The sequence below is a fragment of the Streptococcus salivarius genome (assembly GCF_009738225.1).
Taxonomy (GTDB): domain Bacteria; phylum Bacillota; class Bacilli; order Lactobacillales; family Streptococcaceae; genus Streptococcus.
This window is the reverse complement of record NZ_CP018187.1, coordinates 1,662,308-1,686,247: the sequence shown is the minus strand read 5'-3', so window position 1 is coordinate 1,686,247 and position 23,940 is coordinate 1,662,308. Positions and strand designations below refer to the sequence as shown.

The 23,940-nt window shown below is 42.0% G+C and carries 21 protein-coding genes and 1 pseudogene; 19 read left to right on the top strand and 3 right to left on the bottom strand.

The features are described 5' to 3' along the window. Positions 1–113: 113 nt before the first annotated feature. Genes BSR19_RS07570 through BSR19_RS07550 form a run of 5 tightly spaced genes read left to right on the top strand, consistent with a single transcriptional unit; the run spans position 114 to position 6,581 of the window. Positions 114–2,084 (top strand): peptide ABC transporter substrate-binding protein, encoded by a 1,971-nt coding sequence (locus BSR19_RS07570; protein WP_002884208.1) that lies wholly within the window; start codon positions 114–116, stop codon positions 2,082–2,084. Positions 2,085–2,144: 60 nt separating this feature from the next. Continuing rightward, positions 2,145–3,638, top strand: a complete 1,494-nt coding sequence (locus BSR19_RS07565; protein WP_156246943.1) for an ABC transporter permease — start codon at positions 2,145–2,147, stop codon at positions 3,636–3,638. Further along, complete coding sequence (oppC, locus tag BSR19_RS07560; protein WP_156246942.1) at positions 3,638–4,564, top strand: oligopeptide ABC transporter permease OppC; 927 nt, start codon at positions 3,638–3,640, stop codon at positions 4,562–4,564. The genes BSR19_RS07565 and oppC overlap by 1 nt, the downstream gene beginning before the upstream one ends. A 9-nt stretch (positions 4,565–4,573) precedes the next feature. Next, the gene (locus BSR19_RS07555; RefSeq protein ID WP_049554143.1) at positions 4,574–5,659 is read left to right on the top strand and encodes an ABC transporter ATP-binding protein; all 1,086 of its coding nucleotides are present in this window, start codon (positions 4,574–4,576) and stop codon (positions 5,657–5,659) included. Next, positions 5,652–6,581, top strand: coding sequence for an ATP-binding cassette domain-containing protein (locus BSR19_RS07550; protein ID WP_022496727.1), 930 nt, complete (start codon positions 5,652–5,654; stop codon positions 6,579–6,581). Before BSR19_RS07555 ends, BSR19_RS07550 begins: the two co-directional genes overlap by 8 nt. A 50-nt stretch (positions 6,582–6,631) precedes the next feature. Here BSR19_RS07550 and BSR19_RS07545 read toward each other — a convergent pair whose 3' ends face one another. Genes BSR19_RS07545 through BSR19_RS07535 form a run of 3 tightly spaced genes read right to left on the bottom strand, consistent with a single transcriptional unit; the run spans position 6,632 to position 8,509 of the window. Beyond that, positions 6,632–7,417 carry a hypothetical protein gene (locus BSR19_RS07545; RefSeq protein ID WP_021143813.1) on the bottom strand — a complete coding sequence of 262 codons (786 nt, stop codon included), beginning with the start codon at positions 7,415–7,417 and terminating at the stop codon, positions 6,632–6,634. 11 nt (positions 7,418–7,428) lie between these two features. After that, positions 7,429–8,127 (bottom strand): ABC transporter ATP-binding protein, encoded by a 699-nt coding sequence (locus tag BSR19_RS07540; protein WP_156246941.1) that lies wholly within the window; start codon positions 8,125–8,127, stop codon positions 7,429–7,431. A 4-nt stretch (positions 8,128–8,131) separates the two neighbouring features. Then, positions 8,132–8,509 carry a GntR family transcriptional regulator gene (locus tag BSR19_RS07535; RefSeq protein WP_022496273.1) on the bottom strand — a complete coding sequence of 126 codons (378 nt, stop codon included), beginning with the start codon at positions 8,507–8,509 and terminating at the stop codon, positions 8,132–8,134. 181 nt (positions 8,510–8,690) lie between these two features. On the opposite strand from BSR19_RS07535, the gene BSR19_RS07530 reads away from it, so the two are divergent. The 14 genes and pseudogenes from BSR19_RS07530 (at position 8,691) to BSR19_RS07465 (ending at position 23,770) form a co-directional block, all read left to right on the top strand. Then, positions 8,691–9,485: an HAD-IIB family hydrolase gene (locus BSR19_RS07530; protein WP_156246939.1), complete on the top strand. Its 795-nt coding sequence runs from the start codon at positions 8,691–8,693 to the stop codon at positions 9,483–9,485. Next, entirely contained in the window at positions 9,478–10,296 is an 819-nt protein-coding gene (locus tag BSR19_RS07525) for a Cof-type HAD-IIB family hydrolase (RefSeq protein ID WP_156246938.1), read from the top strand. The genes BSR19_RS07530 and BSR19_RS07525 overlap by 8 nt, the downstream gene beginning before the upstream one ends. 10 nt (positions 10,297–10,306) lie before the next feature. Then, positions 10,307–11,704 (top strand): signal recognition particle-docking protein FtsY, encoded by a 1,398-nt coding sequence (gene ftsY / locus BSR19_RS07520; RefSeq protein ID WP_156246937.1) that lies wholly within the window; start codon positions 10,307–10,309, stop codon positions 11,702–11,704. 234 nt (positions 11,705–11,938) lie between these two features. Further along, entirely contained in the window at positions 11,939–12,568 is a 630-nt protein-coding gene (gene gmk, locus BSR19_RS07515; protein ID WP_002884259.1) for a guanylate kinase, read from the top strand. Between the two features lie 21 nt (positions 12,569–12,589). Beyond that, entirely contained in the window at positions 12,590–12,904 is a 315-nt protein-coding gene (rpoZ, locus tag BSR19_RS07510; RefSeq protein WP_002886855.1) for a DNA-directed RNA polymerase subunit omega, read from the top strand. Between the two features lie 142 nt (positions 12,905–13,046). Beyond that, the gene (locus BSR19_RS07505) at positions 13,047–15,443 is read left to right on the top strand and encodes a primosomal protein N' (RefSeq protein WP_156246936.1); all 2,397 of its coding nucleotides are present in this window, start codon (positions 13,047–13,049) and stop codon (positions 15,441–15,443) included. 17 nt (positions 15,444–15,460) lie between these two features. Continuing rightward, positions 15,461–16,396: a methionyl-tRNA formyltransferase gene (fmt, locus tag BSR19_RS07500; RefSeq protein ID WP_002884812.1), complete on the top strand. Its 936-nt coding sequence runs from the start codon at positions 15,461–15,463 to the stop codon at positions 16,394–16,396. Continuing rightward, a complete protein-coding gene (gene rsmB, locus BSR19_RS07495; RefSeq protein WP_156246935.1) occupies positions 16,386–17,708 on the top strand; it encodes a 16S rRNA (cytosine(967)-C(5))-methyltransferase RsmB in 1,323 nt (440 codons plus the stop codon). Before fmt ends, rsmB begins: the two co-directional genes overlap by 11 nt. Positions 17,709–17,751: 43 nt before the next feature. Next, entirely contained in the window at positions 17,752–18,489 is a 738-nt protein-coding gene (locus tag BSR19_RS07490) for a Stp1/IreP family PP2C-type Ser/Thr phosphatase (RefSeq protein ID WP_037604753.1), read from the top strand. Beyond that, on the top strand, positions 18,489–20,363 hold the full coding sequence (pknB, locus tag BSR19_RS07485) for a Stk1 family PASTA domain-containing Ser/Thr kinase (RefSeq protein ID WP_156246934.1): 1,875 nt from the start codon (positions 18,489–18,491) through the stop codon (positions 20,361–20,363). Before BSR19_RS07490 ends, pknB begins: the two co-directional genes overlap by 1 nt. A gap of 146 nt (positions 20,364–20,509) precedes the next feature. Further along, positions 20,510–21,268 carry a potassium channel family protein gene (locus tag BSR19_RS07480; RefSeq protein WP_156246933.1) on the top strand — a complete coding sequence of 253 codons (759 nt, stop codon included), beginning with the start codon at positions 20,510–20,512 and terminating at the stop codon, positions 21,266–21,268. Positions 21,269–21,431: 163 nt separating this feature from the next. Beyond that, a pseudogene (gene liaF, locus BSR19_RS07475) lies at positions 21,432–22,129 on the top strand (cell wall-active antibiotics response protein LiaF). After that, the gene (locus tag BSR19_RS07470; protein WP_002891418.1) at positions 22,126–23,136 is read left to right on the top strand and encodes an envelope stress sensor histidine kinase LiaS; all 1,011 of its coding nucleotides are present in this window, start codon (positions 22,126–22,128) and stop codon (positions 23,134–23,136) included. The pseudogene liaF and the gene BSR19_RS07470 overlap by 4 nt, the downstream one beginning before the upstream one ends. Next, a complete protein-coding gene (locus BSR19_RS07465; RefSeq protein ID WP_002891417.1) occupies positions 23,126–23,770 on the top strand; it encodes a response regulator transcription factor in 645 nt (214 codons plus the stop codon). Before BSR19_RS07470 ends, BSR19_RS07465 begins: the two co-directional genes overlap by 11 nt. The last annotated feature ends 170 nt before the right edge of the window (positions 23,771–23,940 follow it).

The window sequence follows — 23,940 nt, the reverse complement described above, 5'->3', positions numbered from 1 at the left end:
TTTTCGTGTTTCATTATGTACTTTGCTTGTGCAAAATATTCTGAAAGTGACTGCTTTTCTTGATTATTTATGCTATAATGAAAGAGTAAAATTTTATTTTTTGGAGAAATCTTATGAAAAAAAGCAAATGGTTAGCCCTTGCGGGTGTCGCCCTTCTAAGTGTTGGTGCCTTAGCGGCTTGTTCTTCTAAGTCAAGTACTAGTGGAACGACTTATGGTTATGTTTATAATTCAGATCCAGAATCATTGGATTACATCACTTCAAATACAGGACCTACAAAAATTGCTGTAACTAATGGTGTAGATGGACTTATGGAAGCGGACAAATATGGTAATCTTGTCCCTTCAGTAGCTGAAGATTGGTCTGTCTCTCAAGATGGTCTGACTTATACTTATAAAATCCGTAAGGGAGTTAAATGGTATACTTCTGATGGTGAAGAGTATGCTGATGTGACTGCTAAGGACTTTGTGACTGGTCTTAAGCATGCGGCTGATGGCAAGTCTGGAGCCCTCTATTTGGTACAAGATTCTATTGCTGGATTGTCTGACTACCTTTCTGGTGCCAATAAAGATTTCTCAAATGTTGGCGTTAAAGCAATCGACGATTATACATTGCAATACACCCTTAAAAAACCGGAGCCATACTGGAACTCTAAAACAACTTATGGCTTGCTCTTCCCAGTTAACGAAGACTTTCTTAAGAACAAAGGGAAAGATTTTGGTAAGTCAACAGACCCAACATCTATCCTCTATAATGGTCCTTTCATTCTCAAATCTTTGACAGCTAAATCATCTATTGAGTTGACTAAGAATGAAAATTATTGGGACAAGAAGAATGTACACTTTGATGCCATCAAATTGTCATATTATGACGGTTCGGATCAAGAGGCTCTAGAACGTGGTTTCACGGATGGTGCCTATAGTTTGGCTCGTGTCTACCCAACGAGTTCTAACTATGCTTCAGTTGAGAAAAACTATAAAGATAATATTTATTACACAGCACCAGGTGCATCTACATCGGCTATTGGTGTGAATATTGACCGCCAAAGCTATAAATTCTCAGCCAAGAAGACGGATGCTGAAAAGACATCAACTAAGAAGGCTCTTCTAAACAAAGACTTCCGTCAATCAATCAACTTCGCAATTGATCGTACGGCTTATCAATCACAAATGAATGGTAAAGATGGTGCAGCTCTAGCTCTACGTAACCTCTTTGTTCCTTCTGATTTTGTCAGTGCAGGTGATAAGACCTTTGGAGATCTTGTAACAGAGAAAATGTCCTCTTATGGTGATGAATGGTCAGGTGTAAACTTTACTGATGGTCAAGATGGCCTCTACAATGCTGAAAAAGCTAAGACTGAGTTTGCCAAAGCTAAGGAAACTCTCCAAGCAGATGGTGTTCAATTCCCAATTCACTTGGACCTTCCTGTTGACCAAAGTTCTAAAATCAATGTTGCTCAGGCCCAATCTTTGAAACAAACCATTGAGCAATCATTGGGTAGCGATAATGTGGTTATCGATGTTAACCAATTATCATCTGATGACATACAAAATGCAACCCTTAACGCGGCTAATGCAGCGGCAGAAGACTGGGATATTTCAAACGGTGTCATTTGGGGTCCAGACTATCAAGACCCATCAACTTACCTTGATATCTTTAAGACAACTTCAAGTGAAAATACCAAGACTTTCATGGGGTATGATGATCCAAACAATGCTGCCGCAGCTCAAGTAGGTCTTAAAGATTATGACGCCTTGCTTGATTCAGCAGCTTCAGAAACAACAGACCTCAACGCTCGTTACGACCGTTATGCTCAAGCCCAAGCTTGGTTGGAAGATAGCTCTCTTGTCATTCCATTGACTGTTGGTAACGGTGCAGCACCAGTTATCTCACGTTTGACACCATTTACGGGTGCTAGCATGCAGGTGGGTGATAAGAACTCATCAGACTACTTCAAATATGTGAAACCACAGGAAAAAGTAGTTACTAAGAAAGAATATGAACAAAGTCGTGAAAAATGGCTTAAAGAAAAGAAAGCATCTAACGAAAAAGCTCAAAAAGATCTTGAGAAACACGTTAAATAAAAGGACGATGGAACTTTCTCATTAGATTGGGAAAGTTCTTTTGGAATTAAAGGAAGAGACATGAAAAAATATATTTTATTGAGAACCCTCCGTTCTCTATTGTCAATATTTGTCGTGACGGCCTTGACCTACACGATTATCTATACCATGGTGCCGAGGCGTCTGATTTTCAGACAGGACCCTAACTACAACAAGATTGCTAAGACAGCTGATTCTAAGACAAACTATGAAAATACAATCTTTGAACGTATGGGGTACATTGATTACTATGACACCAAGGAGTTACAGGAGAAAGCCAGCACACTTGATAAGTCGGTAACAACTAAGCCAACAAAAGCCAATAAGGCTATCTACCAAAAATATGTGGATAGTTTGGGTCATGGCTGGCGTTTGCATCAGTTTAAGCAAAGTAAACAATTCTATGCGACACGTGATGTGCCAGTGCTTGAACGTGTGTTTGAATTCTACACACACCTCTTTGAATTTGACAATACTGGATGGGTTAAAGATAAAACGAATCCAAACTTGAAGCGTTACATCCGTATTGAAAATGACCCAGCTATTGGTTGGTCAGTTGTTGGTTCAGGGACTAAGCACAAATATTTGCTTTACTTTAACAGTCAGTTCCCATTTGTTCACCAAAACTTTGTGAAGATGAATCTTGGAACGTCATACCCAACTTATGCTGAGCAAGGTGTTCTTGATGTTATTACCCAAGGTCAAGGACAAACGCAAAGCTCAGAGGTCAACTTCCCTACTGGTAAGAGAATATCTTCAGTAGATATCTACTCTCGTACTTATAAATCACCAAGTCAGGCTGATGCTAGAGATCGTTCTTACTATGGAAATGACCCATACACAGCGACCAAGAGTCGCTACCAATACCCATCAATGGTGACAAGTTCTGCCATTGCAGGTTTGATTGGTTTGGTCTTGTCTTATGCTTTGGCAATTCCATTGGGATCATACATGGCACGCTTTAAAAATACCCTCTTTGATAGTGTATCAACAGGTGTCTTGACTTTCTTGCTTTCACTACCAACCATCGCCTTGGTTTATATCATTCGTTTGATTGGTTCTGAGATTGGTCTTCCAGATTCCTTCCCTATCTTGGGTGCGGGTGATTGGCGTTCATACGTCTTGCCATCTGTTATTCTCGGTCTCTTGTCAACACCGGGTCTTGCGATTTGGATTCGTCGTTACATGATTGACTTGCAATCACAAGACTTCGTTCGTTTTGCACGTGCCAAAGGGTTGTCAGAACAAGAAATTTCGAATAAACACATTTTCAAAAATGCTATGGTTTCCTTGGTTTCAGGGATTCCAGCTTCTATCGTTAGTGTTATCACAGGGGCAACCTTGACAGAAACGATCTTCGCCTTCCCTGGTATGGGTAAAATGTTGATTGACTCTGTTCGTGCTTCAAATAACGCTATGGTTGTGGGTCTTGTATTTATTTTCACAGCCCTCACCATCTTCTCATTGCTTGTGGGTGATATTCTTATGACTATAATTGACCCACGTATCAAATTGACATCTAAAGGAGGTAAATAATGGCTTCAATTGATAAAAGTAAGTTCCAATTTGTAAAGCGCGATGATTTTGCCTCTGAAACAATTGATGCACCAGCCTATTCTTACTGGAAATCGGTGATGCGTCAGTTCTTCAAGAAAAAGTCAACAACTGTCATGTTGGGAATCTTGATTACTATCATTTTGATGAGTTTTATCTACCCGATGTTTTCAAAATTTGACTTTAATGATGTGTCTAAGGTTAATGACTTTAGTGTACGTTATGTGCATCCTAATGGCCAGTATTGGTTTGGTACAGATAGTAACGGGAAATCCCTCTTCGATAGTGTTTGGTTTGGAGCTCGTAATTCTATCCTTATTGCTGTTATCGCTACCTTCCTTAACGTTGTTATTGGTGTGCTTGTAGGTGCTGTTTGGGGGATTTCTAAGACCTTCGATATGATTATGATGGAAATCTACAACATCATCTCAAATATTCCTGCCCTCCTTGTAGTTATCGTCTTGACTTACTCATTGGGTGCTGGTTTCTGGAATATGATCTTTGCCATGACTGTTACAGGGTGGATTGGTATTGCCTATACTATCCGTATTCAAATCATGCGTTACCGTGATTTGGAGTATAACTTGGCTTCTCGTACACTGGGAACACCAACTCCTAAGATTGTGGTTAAAAACATCATGCCACAACTAGTATCAGTTATCGTAACTATGGCTAGTCAGCTCTTGCCAGGATTTATCTCTTACGAAGCCTTCCTTTCATACTTTGGTTTAGGGCTTCCTGTTACGACGCCTAGTCTTGGTCGTTTGATTTCAGACTATGCACAGAACGTTACAGTCAATGCTTATCTCTTCTGGATTCCATTGACTACCTTGATCCTCGTTTCCCTTGCTCTCTTTATTGTCGGTCAAAACTTGGCGGATGCCAGCGACCCACGTACGCATAGATAGGAGTCCAATATGACAGAAAATAAAAATGTAATATTATCGGCTCGCGATATCGTCGTGGAATTTGACGTTCGTGACCGTGTTTTGACAGCCATTCGAGGAGTTTCCCTTGATTTGGTTGAAGGTGAAGTTTTAGCCTTGGTTGGTGAGTCTGGTTCAGGTAAATCAGTTTTGACTAAGACTTTCACAGGGATGCTTGAAGATAATGGTCGTGTCGCTAGTGGTTCGATTGATTATCGCGGTCAAGATTTGACTAAGCTTAAGAGTCACCAAGATTGGGCATCTATTCGTGGGGCTAAGATTGCGACTATCTTCCAAGATCCTATGACCAGTCTTGACCCAATTAAGACTATCGGTAGCCAAATTGTTGAAGTCATTGTCAAACACCAAGGAAAATCAGCCAAAGAAGCTAAAAAAATGGCCATTGATTACATGGACAAGGTTGGTATTCCTGATGCTGAAAAACGTTTCAATGAGTATCCTTTCCAATACTCTGGTGGGATGCGTCAACGTATCGTTATTGCCATTGCCTTGGCTTGTCATCCAGATGTCCTTATCTGTGACGAACCAACAACTGCCCTTGATGTGACCATTCAAGCTCAAATCATCGACCTCTTGAAATCACTCAAAGAGGAGTACGGTTTCTCAGTGATTTTCATTACCCATGACCTTGGTGTGGTAGCAAGTATCGCTGATAAGGTTGCTGTTATGTATGCTGGTGAAATCATTGAATACGCAACTGTTGAGGAAATTTTCTATGAGCCTTGTCATCCATACACGTGGAGCTTGCTTTCAAGCTTGCCACAGTTGGCCGATGATAAGGGTGAGCTTTTCTCAATTCCAGGGACACCACCATCACTTTATACACCGGTTGTTGGGGATGCCTTTGCCTTGCGTTCAGACTATGCTATGCAGATTGACTTCGAGGAAAAAGCACCACAATTCCAAGTTTCAGATACTCACTGGGCTAAGACCTGGCTCTTACATGAGGATGCACCAAAAGTTGAAAAACCTGCGGTTATCCAAAATCTACATGAAAAAATCCGTGCTAATATGGGATTTGCACATTTAGGAGATGAGGAGGAAGGCAATGCCTGAGAAGTTAGTTGAAGTAAAAGATGTGGAGATTTCCTTCGGTGAAGGAAGCAAGAAATTCGTTGCTGTCCACAATGCTAATTTTTTCATCAACAAGGGTGAAACCTTTTCCCTCGTTGGTGAGTCTGGTAGTGGTAAAACCACTATCGGGCGTGCCATTATTGGTCTAAATGATACAAGTAATGGTGAGATTATTTTTGACGGTAAGAAAATCAATGGACACTTGTCTCACTCTGAGAAAAACGACCTTATCCGTCGTATCCAGATGATTTTCCAAGACCCTGCGGCTAGTTTGAATGAACGTGCAACAGTCGATTATATCTTGTCCGAGGGCTTGCATAACTTCCATCTCTATAAGGATGAGGAAGATCGTAAAGCTAAAATCAAGAAAATCATCAAAGAAGTGGGACTTCTTGAGGAGCACTTGACACGTTACCCTCACGAATTTTCTGGGGGACAACGTCAACGTATTGGGATTGCACGTTCCTTGGTCATGCAACCTGACTTGGTTATCGCTGACGAACCCATCTCAGCCCTTGACGTGTCAGTTCGTGCCCAAGTTTTGAACTTGCTTAAGAAATTCCAAAAAGAGTTGGGATTGACCTATCTCTTTATCGCTCACGACTTGTCAGTGGTCCGTTTCATTTCTGACCGTATCGCTGTTATTTACAAGGGGACAATCGTGGAAGTTGCTGAGACAGAAGAACTCTACAACAATCCTATCCACCCTTACACCAAGTCACTCTTGTCTGCTGTTCCTATTCCAGACCCAATCTTGGAACGTAAGAAAGTCTTGAAGGTTTATAATCCAAACCAACACGACTATTCTGTCGATAAACCAGAAATGGTTGAAGTACGTCCAGGACACTTCGTTTGGGGTAACAAGGCCGAAATCGAGACTTATCGTAAAGAACAAAGTAAATAAGTCTTTTCAATGCAAAAAAAATCGTGTTCCAGAAGGAACACGGTTTTTCTTTAGTCTAAATTTAAGCGTTTGGTCATGATATAGTAGGTACCAAAGTAACTTGCTGCGATGAGAATGAGAGACTGAACTAGACTAATGATATATGACGAGTTATTAATTGCAGTATATGTTGCATCTCCGGTCAAGGCTGCACCGAGTCCAAAGAAGAAACCAATAAAGAATAGGATAGCCTGAATGGCGAAAAAGGCGACAAATCCCATAAGAACTTTGTTAGTGTTGAAGAGATTTCCGATACTAATACAGAGGTAATAGAAAAGGATACCAGCAATCATTGACAAGATTGTAGAAGGGATGAAGAGGTAAAAAGCGCCTATCTCTTTTAGGATCTGGCCAAAGTAGCTGGTAGCTAGTAGGATATCTTTCATATCAAGGCAGAAAGCAGCTATAATTCCAATCGAAAGGAGTATAACGAGTGATGAAATGATATCTAAAATAAAGGCTACCAAGAGTTTAGACAAGATTAATTGGTGAGCAGAAACTGGGAGCGTATTGGTTAGATAACCTTCTCTCCCAAAGACAGTCTTTGCAAAGCGTCTGACAATGAGGACTATTGTCGCTATATAAATGGTTCCCCATACGATAATGGTAGCAAAAACCATCAGTGTGAAGAAAGCAAAGAAGAGTAGACTAGGTTCTTGATGGCTCTGTTCAGTTACAAAAATAGATTTTCGAAGCATTAAACCCAAGGGGATAGAGAGTAGGATGGCAATACCATAGATGCCAAGATACCATTTACGGACCGATTGTAATTCATATTTAACTAATTTCCAAAACATGCTCATACCTCCTAGTTGTGGAACATCTCTCTAAAGAGTTTGTCGATAGATTTGCCATGGGCTTGACGGATATTATCAGCATCACCCTGAAGTTCAATCTGACCGTATTTTAAGAAGACAACTTCATCTAGGACGGATTCAATATCTGAAATCAAATGGGTTGAAATGATAACAGAAGCATCTTCAGAGTATTGGTTGATGATGGTTTTAAGAATGTAGTCACGTGACGCAGGATCGACTCCACCGATAGGTTCATCGAGGAGATAGAGTTTAGCTTCACGACTCATAACCAAAATCAACTGAACTTTTTCTTTGTTACCTTTTGAGAGGTCCTTAAGGCGCAAATCAGGCTGGAGCTTTAAATCCTGCAAGTGTTGCAAGGCAAGAGGATAACGGAAGTCAGCATAGAAATCTTGGAAGAAATCCAAGTAGTACTGTATTGTCTTACTTTCATCTAAATAGGTTGTGTCAGGCAAATAAGCCACTTGTGCCTTTGTGATAGGTGATGGCTGAAATCCATTAATAGTTGCTAAACCTGAAGTCGGTTGAAGGAGGCCGTTCAAAATTTTGATTAGGGTTGTTTTACCACTACCGTTTGGTCCTAAGAGACCAATGATTTTACCAGAAGGGATGGACATGGTCACATCTCTAAGGGCTGGAATACCATTATAGGTCTTGGTGAGATTTGTTAGAGTTACAATATCAGTCATCGGTCTATAAGTCCTTTCCTGTTTGTTCGATGTAGTCAGTGATGATAGATTTGATTTCAGGTGAGCTAAAACCAATGGCTGTCATCTCAGTGACAAAGTTTTTCATGAGACTTTGGGCAATCTCGTGTCGTTTTTGATCAATTAGTTTTTCATCTTCGGTAACAAAGCGACCAGAGGTACGGGCAGAGTAGACCAACCCCTCTTTTTCAAGTTCTTGGAAGGCTCTTTGTACGGTGTTGGGATTGACCCCGGCTTCCTGAGCAAATTCCCTAACAGGTAGGAGTTGTTGTCCCATACTCAATTCCTTGGAAGCTATCTTCAGTTTGACGCGATAGGCGATTTGGAGATAAATTGGCGATTTTTCATCAAATGTCCAAGCCATAAGAGACTCCTTTCTAAAAGTATAACAGTATTATTTTTGTACTACCATAATGATACAACTAAAATACTGAATTTGCAAGTAAAATTCCATATTTTCTCTAATTTCTCTGGCTTTTCCCAAACTTATATTCCTATTTTTGGTACAATAGGGGCAAGTATATTCGACCTGAAGGGAGATTATTTTGAAAATTTTAGCAACAGATATGGATGGTACCTTTCTAGACCATCTTGGTGCCTATGACAAAGCACGTTTGGATAACCTTTTGGATGCTTGTGAAGCTAAAGATTACGTTTTTACCGTAGCTTCTGGCCGAGCTCTCTTGGCCTTGGAGGAGCTTTTTGATGGTTTTGTGGACCGCATTGCTATTATTGCGGAGAATGGGGCCTTGGTTCAGTACAAGGGCGAAGTCCTGTTTGAGTCCAAGCTAGAACCTAAAGATTATTTAGAAATTGCAGACACGACTTTAGCCTTGCCAACTTGTGAAGGGGTTCTCTTGTCTGGACGTCGAGGTGCCTATGCACCAAACGATGCAGATCCAGCCTATCTTAAGGCCATGGAACGTTACTATGAAAATGTCATGGTAACAGACCTTGAAGCGGTCACAGATGATATTTTCAAGGTAACTGCTAAGTTCCAAGGGGATACCATTATGGAACGTGGTGACTACCTCAACACGATTTTTGAGGATATGACAGCTGTGACAACTGGCTTTGATTCTATGGATATTATCCTTAAAGGTGTGGACAAGGGCTTTGGTCTTTACCATCTTTGTCAAGAGTTGGGGCGTCAAGCTTCAGATGTTGTAGCCTTTGGTGATAATCTCAATGATATGGAGATGTTGACCTTTGCTGGGCATGCGGTTGCTACGGAAAATGCCCGCGATGAGATTAAGGCAGTAGCTGACGAAGTGATTGGTCACCATAAAGATGGTGCAGTCTTTGATTTCATGGAAGGATTGGTAGGTTCGGATGTCTGAGATTAAATTGTTGGCCTTGGACCTAGATGGGACCCTCTTTACTAAGGATAAGCAAGTAACAGCTGAAAATAGAGCTGCTCTTAAGGTGGCAGAAGCTAAGGGGGTTCATGTGGTCATTACGACTGGTCGTCCTCTGCCAGCTATTACTCATATCTTGGAAGATTTGGGCTTGTTAGACGATAAGCACTATAGTGTGACCTTCAATGGTGGCTTGGTTCAGCGTAATAACGGCGATATCCTCATAAAGAAAGAGATGAGTCGAGAAGATTTAAAGAAGATTTATGCTGTTTTTGAGCCTCTGGGGCTCCCGATGGATGTTATCAGTGATGGCATTGTCTATGGTGTGCCAAGTAAAGGCAATCATTCTCTCTATCGTCAGGCTAATCCTACCTTGACCTTCGTTGATGTGGAGAGTATTGATGACATTCCTGAAAATATCGTCTATAATAAAGTAGTTACGGTCTGTGAGGAAGCGTTTTTGGATGCTCAAATTCAAAAAATACCTGACCATTTATACCAAGCGTTTGAGGTCTTTAAGTCTCGTGAAATTATCCTAGAGGTTATGCCTAAAGGTGTTCATAAGGCTGTGGGTTTGAGACTCTTGACTGATTACCTTGCTCTGGATAAAAGTCAGGTCATGGCTATGGGAGACGAGGAAAACGACTTGACAATGCTGGAGTGGGCTGGTCTTGGTGTGGCTATGGCGAATGCTGTTCCTAAGGTCAAGGCTGTTGCCAAGGCAGTAACGACAAAAACTAATGAGGAATCTGGAGTGGCTGAGGCCATCCACAAATATATTCTAGAGAAATAAGGAGAACCAAATGGGTCTATTTGATCGATTATTTGGACAAGAGGAAAAACAGTCACAGGAAACTGTAGCAAATCAGGAAATTTCAGAAACTGAGGCTCTTGATAATCAAGACTTGTCAACAAGTGAAGGGATAAGCGAGAGTCAAACAGAACAGCTCAGTGAGTCAGAGACTCAAGTAGAAGAGATTTCATCCACAGAATCTGTTGAATCTAGTGATTCTACTGTGACAGAAGAAAGTGAAGCAGTGTCTGACGAAGACCGTTCTGTTGATAATCAGGCTTCAAGCGAAGCAGAAGGCGTTTCAGAGTCAGAAGAAAGTCAAGTTGCTGTGGATAACCACTTTGCGGATGTCATGGCTGATTACTATGCTAAGAAGGCTCAAGTAGCCGCTGCTGCAGAAAAAGGTGAAACTGTCACTTTTGAAGCTGTTCAAACCCGTAAAGTTGAGGAAAAACCTGAAGAAGTTCAGGCTTCAAAAACTGAAACAGAACAAGAAAAATATAACCGTACCCTCAAGAAGACGCGTACTGGTTTTGCTGCTCGCTTGAATGAATTCTTTGCGAATTTCCGTCGTGTTGATGAGGAGTTCTTCGAAGAATTGGAAGAAATGCTGATTCTTTCCGATGTTGGGGTTAATGTTGCAACGCAATTAACGGAAGATTTGCGCTATGAAGCCCGCCTCGAAAATGTCAAAAAGACTGAGGATTTGCAACGCTTGATTATCGAAAAACTTGTGGATATCTACGAGAAGGATGATGTCTACAAGGAGCAGATTAATTTCCAAGATGGTTTGACAGTCATGCTTTTCGTTGGTGTCAACGGTGTTGGTAAGACAACGTCTATCGGTAAGTTGGCGCATAAATACAAAGAAGAAGGCAAAAAAGTTATGTTGGTAGCTGCCGATACCTTCCGTGCGGGAGCTGTCGCTCAGTTGGTTGAGTGGGGGCGTCGTGTTGATGTGCCAGTAGTGACTGGTGCTGAGAAGGCTGACCCAGCTTCAGTGGTCTTTGACGGTATGGAAAAGGCCCTTGCTGAGGGAGTCGACGTCCTTATGATTGATACTGCGGGACGTTTGCAAAATAAAGACAATCTTATGGCAGAGCTTGAAAAGATTGGTCGTATTATCAAACGTGTGGTTCCAGAAGCACCTCATGAAACCCTCTTGGCCTTGGATGCCTCAACAGGTCAAAATGCCCTTAGTCAGGCTAAGGAATTTTCAAAAATTACACCTCTTACAGGTCTTGTCTTGACTAAGTTGGACGGTAGTGCCAAGGGTGGTGTGGTTCTAGCCATTCGCCAAGAGTTGGATATTCCAGTTAAGTTAATTGGTTTTGGTGAGAAAATTGATGACATTGGTGAGTTCCATTCAGAAGAATTCATGCAAGGTCTCTTGACTGGTTTGGTTTAAAAGAGTATTTAAAAAAGAGTGAGTACTGAGAAAAGGAATTCACTCTTTTTAATGGTGTCCTCACCTTGAAAAAAGTCGCTTTTATTGGTAAAATAGTAAGGAAAAACACATGCTCTGAAAAGTGAGCTGTAACTTAATCACTGAACAACCCCTAAGCCAAAAAAAGAGATGATTGTTTTCTCTTTTTTAAGGTGAGTCATAAGAAGATTTTTAATCTTAGTTTAAGGAGAAGACATGTCTGAACGTGGACTTTTGATTGTTTTTTCAGGGCCTTCTGGTGTCGGAAAAGGAACTGTTCGTCAGGAGATTTTTTCAACACCTGACCATAAATTTGAATACTCAGTATCAATGACCACACGTGCTCAACGTCCTGGTGAAGTTGATGGAAAGGATTATTTCTTCCGTTCGCGTGAGGAATTTGAAGAGCTTATTCGTAATGGTCAAATGTTGGAATATGCTGAGTATGTGGGTAACTACTACGGAACACCTTTGACTTATGTTAATGAAACCTTGGATAAAGGTATTGATGTTTTCCTTGAAATCGAGGTTCAAGGTGCCCTTCAGGTTAAGAAAAAGGTCCCAGATGCTGTCTTCATCTTTTTGACACCACCGGATTTGAACGAGCTTCAAGAACGTTTGGTTGGTCGTGGGACAGATTCTGAGGAAGTTATTGCTCAACGTATCGAGCGTGCGCGTGAAGAAATTGCTCTTATGAGCGAATACGATTATGCTATTGTTAATGACGAAGTGCCTTTGGCTGCTGAGCGTGTCAAACGTGTTATTGAAGCAGAACACTTCCGTGTTGACCGTGTGATTGGCCGCTATCGTAATATGATTTCAGAAAAGAAATTATCAGATAAATAAATTAGAAATAGGTATAGAATTATGATGTTGAAACCCTCTATTGACAAACTTTTGGATAAAGTGCCTTCAAAATATTCATTGGTTATTTTGCAAGCAAAACGCGCCCATGAATTGGCCGCTGGTGCTGAACCAACTCAAGAGTTTACGTCAGTAAAACCAACCCTTCAAGCCCTTGAAGAAATTGAATCTGGTAATGTGACTATTCACCCAGATCCAGAATCTAAACGTGAATTGGCACGTTTGAAAGTGATCCAAGCACGTCTTGCTGCTGAGGAAGAAGAACGTAAAATCAAAGAACAAATCGCTAAAGAAAAAGAAGAAGGCGATAAAATCTAAAATCAAAGTCATGCTTTGGTTTATGAGGAGAGGGGAGCTGAGGCATAGTGTCTCAGCTTCCTTCTTTATGATGATAATCAAGAGCTCAGCTTTTCTTGAGCTTGAAAGATACTGGTTTTAAGGAAGTGACAGGAGGAAATTTATGGTTTTAGTAGCACAAATTATTGTAGACGTTCCTCTGATGCAGACGGACAGACCTTATAGTTACCTGGTACCGGAAGCCATGCAAGAACAAATCGCCATCGGTATGCGGGTTCATGTGCCTTTTGGTAAAGGAAATCGTCTACTTCAAGGTTTTATTATTGGCTTGGAAGAGCAGGAAAATTTAAGAGATCTTCCTGAACTAAAACCCATCGCTGAGCTTTTAGATTATGAGCCAGTGCTTAATCAGGAACAGCTGGATTTGGCTGATCAGATGCGACATACGGTCTTTTCTTATAAGATTTCCATCTTGAAGTCAATGCTACCTGGTCTCCTTAATTCTCAGTACGATAAGGTTATCATGGCGACTGATAAACTAGGTGAAGAAGATAAACAGACTTTTCTTCAGGGGCAGGATCATGTTCTTTTCTCGCAGTTGTCAGAGGAGCAGCGTCAAGCCATTCCTCGTCTGGTCCAGTCTGGGCGTGTAACGGTTGATTACCTTGCTAAGGATAAGCAGAACATTAAGACTGAGAAGCACTATAGTGTTCAAAAGGGCATTCTTGAGACTTTGGCTATTTCGCAGCGGGCTAAGAGGCGTTTGGAGATGCGAGACTTCTTGCTCGAGAAGAGTGAGCCAGGGAAGGTGGCAGACCTCCACAAACTTTTTTCACGAGATGTGGTTAAGTTTTTCATCGAAGCTGGTGCCTTGGTCATCACTGAAGTTGAGGTCAATCGTGCCGATAGCTACTTTGAAAAGGTAGAGAAGACGGATTTTCTTGAGCTTAATGCTCAACAGGCACATGCTGTTGAAGAAATGACGCGCCAAATTGGACAAGGCGGCAAACCATTCTTATTGGAAGGGGTAACGGGATCAGGTAAGACAGAGGTCTATCTGCATCTTATCGAGAGGACCTTGGCTATGGGGAAAACGGCTATTGTCTTGGTACCAGAGATTTCCCTGACGCCCCAAATGACCAATCGTTTCATTTCACGGTTTGGTGACTTGGTGGCCATCATGCATTCAGGCTTGTCAGACGGTGAGAAATTTGACGAGTGGCGAAAGGTTAGGTCAGGCCAGGCCAAGGTTGTGGTAGGAGCACGTTCGGCGATCTTTGCTCCCTTGGACAATATCGGAGCTATCATTATCGATGAGGAACATGAGGCTACTTATAAACAAGAATCCAATCCTCGCTACCATGCTAGAGATGTGGCCTTGCTTAGGGCTAAGAGTCATGGAGCCGTGCTTGTTCTTGGTTCAGCAACACCGTCTATTGAGACTCGGGCGAGAGCTCAGAAAGGGGTTTACCATTTTCTTGAGTTGACTCAGAGGGCTAATCCTAATGCCAAAATTCCTCAGGTGGAAGTGGTGGACTTTAAGGATTTTGTGGGCCGTCAAGAGGCTAGTGATTTTACGCCACCTCTCTTAGAGAAAATCCGAGAACGCTTGGGACGTAAGGAACAAGTCGTGCTAATGTTGAACCGTCGTGGCTATTCCTCTTTTGTCATGTGTCGTGACTGTGGCTATGTGGATGATTGTCCCAACTGTGATATTTCCCTAACCTTGCATATGGATACCAAGACCATGAATTGCCACTATTGTGATTTTCAAAAAGCAATACCACATGTCTGCCCTAACTGTCAGAGCCGTCAGATTCGCTATTATGGGACTGGGACACAGAAGGCTTATGACCAATTGACGGAACTTTTGCCAGAAGCCAAAGTGATTCGTATGGATGTTGATACGACACGCAAGAAAGGGGCTCACGAGAAACTCTTGGAGGCCTTTGGAAGTGGTAAGGCTGACATTTTGCTTGGAACTCAGATGATTGCCAAGGGCTTGGATTTTCCAAATGTTACCTTGGTAGGGGTCTTGAATGCAGATACGTCGCTAAATTTACCAGATTTTCGTTCAGCTGAGCGTACCTTCCAACTGTTGACTCAGGTGGCTGGTCGTGCTGGTCGTGCTGACAAGGAAGGGGAAGTTATTATTCAAACCTATAATCCTAGTCATTATGCCATTCGGTTTGCACAGCAACAGGATTATGAAGGTTTCTACGCCTATGAAATGGGGATTCGACGTCAGTTGGCCTATCCCCCTTATTTCTATACGGTAGGAATTACGCTTTCTCACAAGGATGAAGAGTTTGTAGTTCGCAAGAGCTATGAGGTTATGGCTTATTTAAGAGAGCACCTGTCAGACAAGGTGACCTTCCTAGGGCCTACGCCTAAGCCAATTGCCCGAACACATAACCTTTATCACTATCAGATTATTATCAAATACCGTTTTGAGGATAACTTGGAAGAAACGCTTAATAGGGTCCTTGACATGACTCAGGAGCCTGAGAACAAGGACCTGCGTTTGATTATTGATCACGAACCTCAGAATTTTACCTAATCTAGAAAAGGAAGAATATGACAAAATTAGTATTTATGGGAACGCCTGCCTTTTCAGCGACAGTGCTGGAAGGACTTTTGACCGATGAGCATTATGATATTGTCGCTGTGGTGACGCAACCAGACCGTGCTGTCGGCCGTAAAAAAGAAATCCGCATGACACCGGTCAAGGAAGTAGCCTTGGCGCATGACTTGCCAATTTATCAACCTGAAAAGTTGTCAGGTTCTGAGGAAATGGCACAGCTTATGGCACTTGGTGCTGATGGGATTGTTACTGCGGCTTATGGACAATTTTTGCCAAGCAAGTTACTTGATAGCATGGATTTTGCAGTGAATGTCCACGCTTCACTCCTGCCCAAATATCGTGGTGGAGCACCTATTCATTATGCCATTATCAATGGTGATGCAGAAGCGGGTGTGACAATCATGGAAATGGTCAAGGAAATGGATGCTGGTGACATGGTTAGCCAAAAGGCCTTGCCAATTCTTGACGAGGATAATGTTGGTACCATGTTTGAAAAATTGGCAGTCTTGGGGCGTGACCTCTTGCTTGAAACCTTGCCTGCCTATATCGCTGGGGAAATCAAACCTGTTCCTCAAGATGCCAGTCAGGTAACATTTTCGCCAAATATTAGCCCAGAAGAGGAGCGCCTTGATTGGAATAAGCCGGCTCGTGACATCTTCAATCAAATCCGTGGTATGTACCCATGGCCTGTGGCCCATACCTTGCTTGATGGCAAACGTTTCAAAATTTATGAAGCGGATTTGGCAGAAGGTCAAGGACAGGCTGGTCATATTATTGAAAAAACCAAGAAGAGTTTGGTAGTTGCGACTGGCCAAGGAGCTATTTCGCTTAAGACAGTTCAACCTGCTGGAAAACCTCGTATGGCTATTGCTGATTTCCTTAATGGGGTCGGACGCAATCTTGAAGTAGGTGATGCATTTGGCCAATGATTGGAAAAAAACAGCTCGTGGACAGGCACTCGAAGTCTTAGAAGAAGTCTTCCAGGAAGGGGCTTACTCAAATATTGCTCTCAATGCACATCTGAGCAAGTCGCAGCTGACAGATAAGGACAAGGCCTTAGTGACGGAGATTGTCTATGGGACCGTGGCTCATAAGATTACTTTGGAGTGGATTCTAGCCCATGTTATTGAGGACCGTGATAAGCTTGAACCTTGGGTTTATGACCTCTTGCTCTTAAGTCTCTATCAGCTAGCCTATTTAGATAAGATTCCATCCCATGCAGTAGTTAACGATGCTGTTGCTATTGCCAAAAATCGTGGCAATAAAAAGGGTGCTGAGAAGCTGGTAAATGCGGTTCTTCGTAAACTATCTAGCCAGCCTTTGCCAGATCCAAGCCAGATTAAACGTGTCAATAAACGCTATTCCGTTCAGTATTCTCTACCTGTATGGTTGGTTAAAAAACTTATCGACCAGTACGGGGAAGACCGTGCCCTTGCTATTTTCCAAAGCCTCTTTGTGAGAAATAAGGCTAGTGTGCGTGTAACGGATGCGTCACGTTTGGAAGAGATAGAGGAGGCCACTGGGGCTGAGCGTTCAGTCCTATCACCAGTCGGGCTTGTTAAGTCTTCCGGTTACTTTGCTGGAACAGATTATTTTAAAGAGGGCTTGTTGACCATTCAGGATGAGACCAGTCAACTGGTTGCGCCAACTTTAGGGATTCAAGGTGAAGAAGAAATCCTGGATGCCTGTGCGGCACCTGGTGGTAAGACGGTACATATGGCCTCTTATTTGACGAGTGGACATGTGACGGCGCTTGATCTCTATGATCATAAGCTTGCCCTTATCGAAGAAAATGCCCAACGTCTTGGCCTAGCTGATAAGGTTAAGACACAGAAACTGGATGCTAGTCAGGTACATCAAGTCTTTCCGGCTGATAGTTTTGACAAGATTTTAGTGGATGCTCCTTGTTCAGGGATTGGGCTCATTCGTCGGAAACCCGACATCAAATATAACAAGGATCTCCAAGACTTTGAGTCCCTTAAGGCTGTGCAGTTGGATATCCTATCCAGCGTTTGTCAAACCCTACGAAAAGGTGGTATAATAACATATAGTACTTGCACCATCATAGCAGAAGAAAATCAAGAGGTGATTCAAGCCTTTCTTGAGAGCCATCCTGATTTTGAGCAAGTTGCCTTAGACCATCCATGCAAAGACATCGTGGTCAATGGCTGTTTGGCAATTACCCCCGAACAGTATCTAACTGATGGTTTTTTCATCGCACAGTTGCGTAAAAAAGCTTAGGGTTACAGAGGAGGAAATGCTGACGCAAGTCAGAAAGAAAACTATGGAAATATCATTATTAACGGACATTGGCCAAAAACGGTCAAACAACCAAGATTTTGTTAATAAATTTGTCAACCAAGCTGGTGTTACCCTTGTCGTTGTTGCAGATGGAATGGGTGGACACCGTGCTGGAAATATTGCCAGTGAGATGTCAGTGACTGACCTTGGTCGTGACTGGATTAACACTGATTTTCGTGAGTTGAGTCAAATTCGTGATTGGATGATTGCTGCCATTGATGCAGAAAATCGTAAAATCTATGAACTTGGCCAAAACGAAGAATATAAGGGAATGGGAACAACTATCGAGGTTCTTGCCTTTGTTGATAATGCTGTGATTTTCGCCCATGTTGGGGATTCACGTATTGCCCTTATCCGTAATGGTGAGTATAAGCAATTGACGAATGACCACTCTTTGGTCAATGCTCTTATCAAGGCTGGTCAGTTGACCGAAGAAGAAGCAGCGGTTCACCCACAACGTAATATCATTACGCAATCTATTGGGCAAGCTGCTCCGATTGAGGCTGACCTTGGTGTCCAACAATTGGAACCAGGAGACTATATTTTGGCTAATTCAGATGGTTTGACCAATATGATTTCAGTCGAACAGATTGTTCATATTGTCAACAGCCCTGGTTTCGTCGAAGAAAAAACGAGTCGTTTGGTAGCTGCAGCCAATGAGGCTGGTGGTCATGATAATATTACCGTTGCTCTCATCAAAATAGAAAGTGAGGAAGGATAATGATCCAAGTTGGCAAATTGTTTGCTGGACGTTATCGAATCCTTAAGTCTATCGGGCGTGGTGGTATGGCGGATGTTTATCTGGCTAACGACCTGATTCTGGATAATGAAAGAGTAGCTATTAAGGTGCTACGTACCAATTACCAAACGGATCAGGTGGCTGTGGCGCGTTTCCAGCGTGAAGCGCGTGCCATGGCAGAACTCAGTCATCCTAATATCGTTGCTATCCGAGATATTGGCGAAGAAGACGGCCAGCAGTTTTTGGTGATGGAGTATGTAGATGGTTCGGACTTGAAGAAATATATTCAAGACCATGCGCCACTTTCTAACCAAGATGTTGTGCGTATCATGGGGGAGGTTCTTTCCGCCATGACTCTTGCCCATCAAAAGGGCATTATCCACCGTGACCTTAAGCCACAAAACGTTCTTTTAACTAAGGACGGTACAGCCAAGGTTACAGACTTCGGAATTGCGGTTGCCTTTGCAGAGACTAGTCTAACTCAAACTAACTCTATGTTGGGTTCTGTCCACTACCTCTCACCAGAGCAGGCTCGTGGATCGAAAGCAACTATCCAAAGCGACATCTATGCTATGGGTATTATGCTTTTTGAAATGTTGACAGGTCATATTCCTTATGATGGTGACAGTGCAGTAACCATTGCACTCCAACATTTCCAAAAACCACTACCATCGATTTTGGCAGAGAACCGTAACGTTCCCCAAGCTTTGGAAAACGTGGTTATTCGAGCAACAGCCAAAAAACTAGAAAATCGTTACAATAGTACTTTGGAAATGAGCCGTGACTTGGTAACGAGTTTGCATCCTAGTCATCGACGCGATGCCAAGGTAGTCTTTGATGATATGACGGATACCAAGACCTTGCCGAAGGTTGATCCAGTTCCATCAGCAAGTCTTGAGAAAAAAGCCGTTGCTGCTGAGCCATCAGAGCCTACACCTGCTCCAAGTAAACAACCAAGGAAAAAAACGACACCAGCTAAGAAGAAAAAGAAGAAAAACTTCTTCTCAACCTTGCTCAAGGTTTTCCTAGGACTGGTCTTTATTGGTATTATCATCTTTGCCTATTTGGTATTTACCAATCCTGATAATGTTCAGGTGCCTAATGTGGTCGGTCAAGAGTTGTCCACAGCTCAGACTAAAATTGAGGGTGCTGGATTTAAGGTAGGAGAAGTCAAAGAAGTGGAAGATGACTCTGTCGATACGGGTAAGGTCATCAAGACCGATCCTACAGCTGGAACCACACGAAAAGAAGGATCAAGCATTGATGTTTATGTTTCTTCTGGTAGTAAAGGTTTCGCTTTGAAAGACTACAAGGGTAAAAACTATAAGGATGCCATTGAGGACTTAACTTCGAATTATGGTGTTTCTGAGGACCAAATTGATATTCAGCATGTCGAAGACGACAGTGCTGAAGAGGGAGAAATCCTATCTCAAAGTCCAGGGAAAAACAAGTCCTTCAATCCTAAGGATAGTAAGGCTAAGATTAAGTTCCGTGTGGCAACTCCTAAGACAGTTACCATGCCTGATGTGACTGGTTTGACGGTTTCAACAGCAGTTCAAACCTTGAATCGTAAGAATATCTCAAGTAGTAGCATCGAGTACCACGACTATAATACTGGTGCCAAATTAGATAAGGATAAGGTTCCTAGCAGTACGGAGGTCCTTTATCAAGATCCACAAGCTGGTACAAGTGTTGATGGTACAGTGATTCTCTATGTTTCGGTTGCAACAGCAAGTTCAAGTCTCCAGTCAAGCTCAAGCAGTACGACACATTCGTCATCAACGAGCTCAAGTACTGACAGTACAACTTCAAGCACTGAAACCTCGACAGAGGCTACTCACACAGAGCTACAATAGATTAAAAAAAACTTAGACATAATGAAGAGAGGTTATTTAATCTCTCTTTTTTGATACCTAGAGATCTTGTCGATAGCCTAAAAAACCTGCTTGCCAGAGGTCAGAGATTCTTTTATAATGAAAACATCACATATAGGAGAGACGCTATGAGAAACCGTAGAAAACTGAGAAGGTACATCATTACCTACGATATTGTCATGACGGTCTTGGCCCTTATTTCCATTGGCTTAGTTATCTTTGATTTAGTTGGCTTAATTTCAATTGGAAGGCGACCTTTCAGAGTGATAGATCAGTCTATAACGCTCATCTTTGCCATTGATTATGCGATTCGTTTCTCCTTGGCACCTCGTAAGCGAATCTTTGTTAAAACACATGTCTTGGATTTGTTGGCTATTATTCCCTATAATGAAGTCTTTACCTTCCTCCGTTTTTCAAGAGTAGGACGCTTTGCCAGGTTGGCCAAACTCTCACGTTTAATTGGTTTGAGTAGCAAGCTCAAGCATATTTCCAATCGTATCAATCGCAGAAATGGCTTTTATTTTCTACTTTCGGTTAATAGTGTTATCATTCTTATCAGTAGTGCTATTATTGCCCGAGTAGAACACCATAATTTTATAGATGCTATTTGGTGGTCTGTAGCAACGGTTACTACGGTAGGTTATGGCGATATCGTTCCTCAAACATTGGTAGGTAAGGCCGTTGCGGTCGTTCTCATGTTTAGTGGGATTGCCACTCTGGGGTTGTTAACAAGCTCTCTCAATAATATTTTTGTGCGGTCAGGTCGTCAGACTGAAAGAAAATTGGCTGAGATTGAGAAGGAGTTGGCGGAACAACGTGTCATACTGGAGGAAATCAGAAGTACGGTGCAACTCATAAATAGTAAAATGGACGAAACTGACGATTAAGATTTTTTGAATGAAAGACAGTGTTTCCTGTAATGGAGGCACTTTTTTTATTACTTCTGCCCCTTTTCTATCTTGATTAGTCGGTGCTCAAACTGGGTCTTTTTGTCAATTGCCTTAAAATTTGATAGAATGAAGCCTGTATACTTTTATTTGAGAGGTCCTTATGACCAAATTTAATTTTTTCTTAGTGGTGGAAGCCCTGCTTTTGACTCTGGGCCTGATTACCATCTTTAATAATGATATTACCAGTTTTATTTTCATTTTGGTCTTGACCTTGTTGGCCGTTCGCTTTTTTAACAAGGAGTCCAAGAGTGACTTTGTCTTGACCATTTGTTTGATCTCACTTTTTCTGGTTTCCATGTGGAATATCTATGTGGTGCTTGCGATTTTGGTGGGTGTGGCCTATGTTATGATTAACCATTTTTCACAGGTCAAGAAAAAGAATCGCTACGCTCTTATTCAATTCAAGGAAGACGACTTGGATCCTCAGGCTGTGCGAAATCAGTGGATTGGAACTCGGATGGAACCTGTCAGTGATCGCTATGACTTTGATGATATCAATATCATTCGTTTCTTTGGGACAGATGTGATTGATTTGACCCAGGTTATCGTCTCGGGGCGAGATAATGTTGTGATTTTGCAGAAACTTTATGGTCCGACGACTATCTTGGTACCAATTGATGTTTCCGTCAAGCTCAATATATCAGCGATTTATAGCTCTGTCACCTTCTTCAATGAAGATGAGTACGACCTCCGTTACGAAAGATTGACCTTGCAGGGGCGGAGTATGAACATGCTCATCGAACAGTGAAATTGATTCTCAATGTGGGAGCTGGACCAGTGGAGGTACGTCGCAAATGAAGAAACAGTACCTATTTTTGATTCTGATTTATTCAGTTGTTGTTCTGGTTGGCGTTACCCTAGTGGTTATGGATAGCTTTAACCTTAACTTTTCATTGGTTTTTGGTAATCTGTCTCAGGTCTTCCATTTCCTTTTTAACATGTTTTTTGTGGTTCTGAGTTTGCTCATTTTGCTTTATATTCTTTGGGCCATTGCCAATGATAACAGTATGCGATCAGTCAATCAGGATTTGCGCCGCATTATCAATAATCAACCAGTCAAACGTCAAGGAGATATTGAGTTAGACAAGAATATGATGCGCTTATCTCATAAGATGCGTAAATTGACTAAGGACTTGCAGAAAACTGAGAATGCCCAGGCTCTTCAAAGCCGTGATATTATTAAGAAGGAGCGAGGACGTATTGCTCGTGACCTTCACGATACCGTTAGTCAGGAACTTTTTGCGGCTAGTATGATTCTTTCTGGTGTCTCTCAGATGGCGGACCAGCTAAGTAAAGAAGATTTGCATAATCAAATTCAGGCGGTTGAGGCCATGCTGACGGATGCTCAAAATGATATGCGTGTCTTGCTTTTGCATCTTCGTCCGACAGAGCTTGAGAACAAGACCTTGCAAGAAGGCTTGCAGATGATTCTTAAGGAATTAACCGATAAATCCAATATCCATGTCGTCTACAAGGATATGGTTAAGAAAGTGCCTAAGCGTATTGAAAATAATCTCTTTAGGATTGCCCAAGAGTTTATCTCTAATACTCTTAAACACGCCAAGGCTAGCCAGATAGAGGTTTATCTCTATCAAAATAGTCAGGAAATTCAATTGAAAATGTTGGATAATGGTGTTGGTTATGATTTAAATGCGTCGACTGACGAGATGAGTTATGGACTGAAAAATATCCAGGAGCGTGTCGATGAAATGGCGGGAACTGTGCAGTTCCTATCTGCTACAGGTAAAGGAACATCTATTGATGTTCGTGTGCCGATATTAAGAGGAGAAGACAATGTCGAATAAGATAAATGTGATTTTGGTCGATGACCATGAGATGGTCCGTTTGGGCCTTAAGAGTTTCCTGAATCTCCAAGGAGATGTCGAAGTGGTTGGAGAAGCGAGCAATGGCCGAGAAGGTGTTGACCTTGCCCTGGAACTTCGTCCAGATGTCGTCGTAATGGACCTTGTCATGCCTGAATTAGATGGTGTTCAAGCGACTTTGGAATTGCTCAAAGAATGGCCAGAGGCCAAGATTTTGGTTTTGACTAGCTATTTGGACAATGAAAAAATTTATCCAGTCATTGAAGCTGGTGCTAAAGGTTATATGCTTAAAACTAGCAGTGCGGCAGAGATTCTCAATAGTATTCGTAAGGTTTACCGTGGTGAAGAAGCTATCGAAACAGAGGTGGACAATAAGATTAAATACCACGATAGCCACCCGGACCTACACGACGACTTAACGGCACGTGAACGTGATATCCTGGCGCTTTTGGCTAAGGGTTATGACAATCAGACCATTGCTAACGAGCTATTCATTTCATTGAAAACCGTTAAAACGCACGTGTCTAATATCCTAGGAAAACTCAATGTTGATGACCGTACTCAGGCTGTCGTTTATGCCTTTAGACATCATTTGGTTTCACAGGATGATGAATAAAGTTATCAACTAACCTTGTTATTTAGAGGCTAGGGAGAGTTATCGTAATTCTTACCCCTTACTCGGATTTTGCGAGTCAAATCTTTTGACTTTATTTCTAGCAAAACATATAATGAAATTATCCTAAAACTTTTCTTTTTTCATATGAGGTTGAAGCGACCTCATATCAT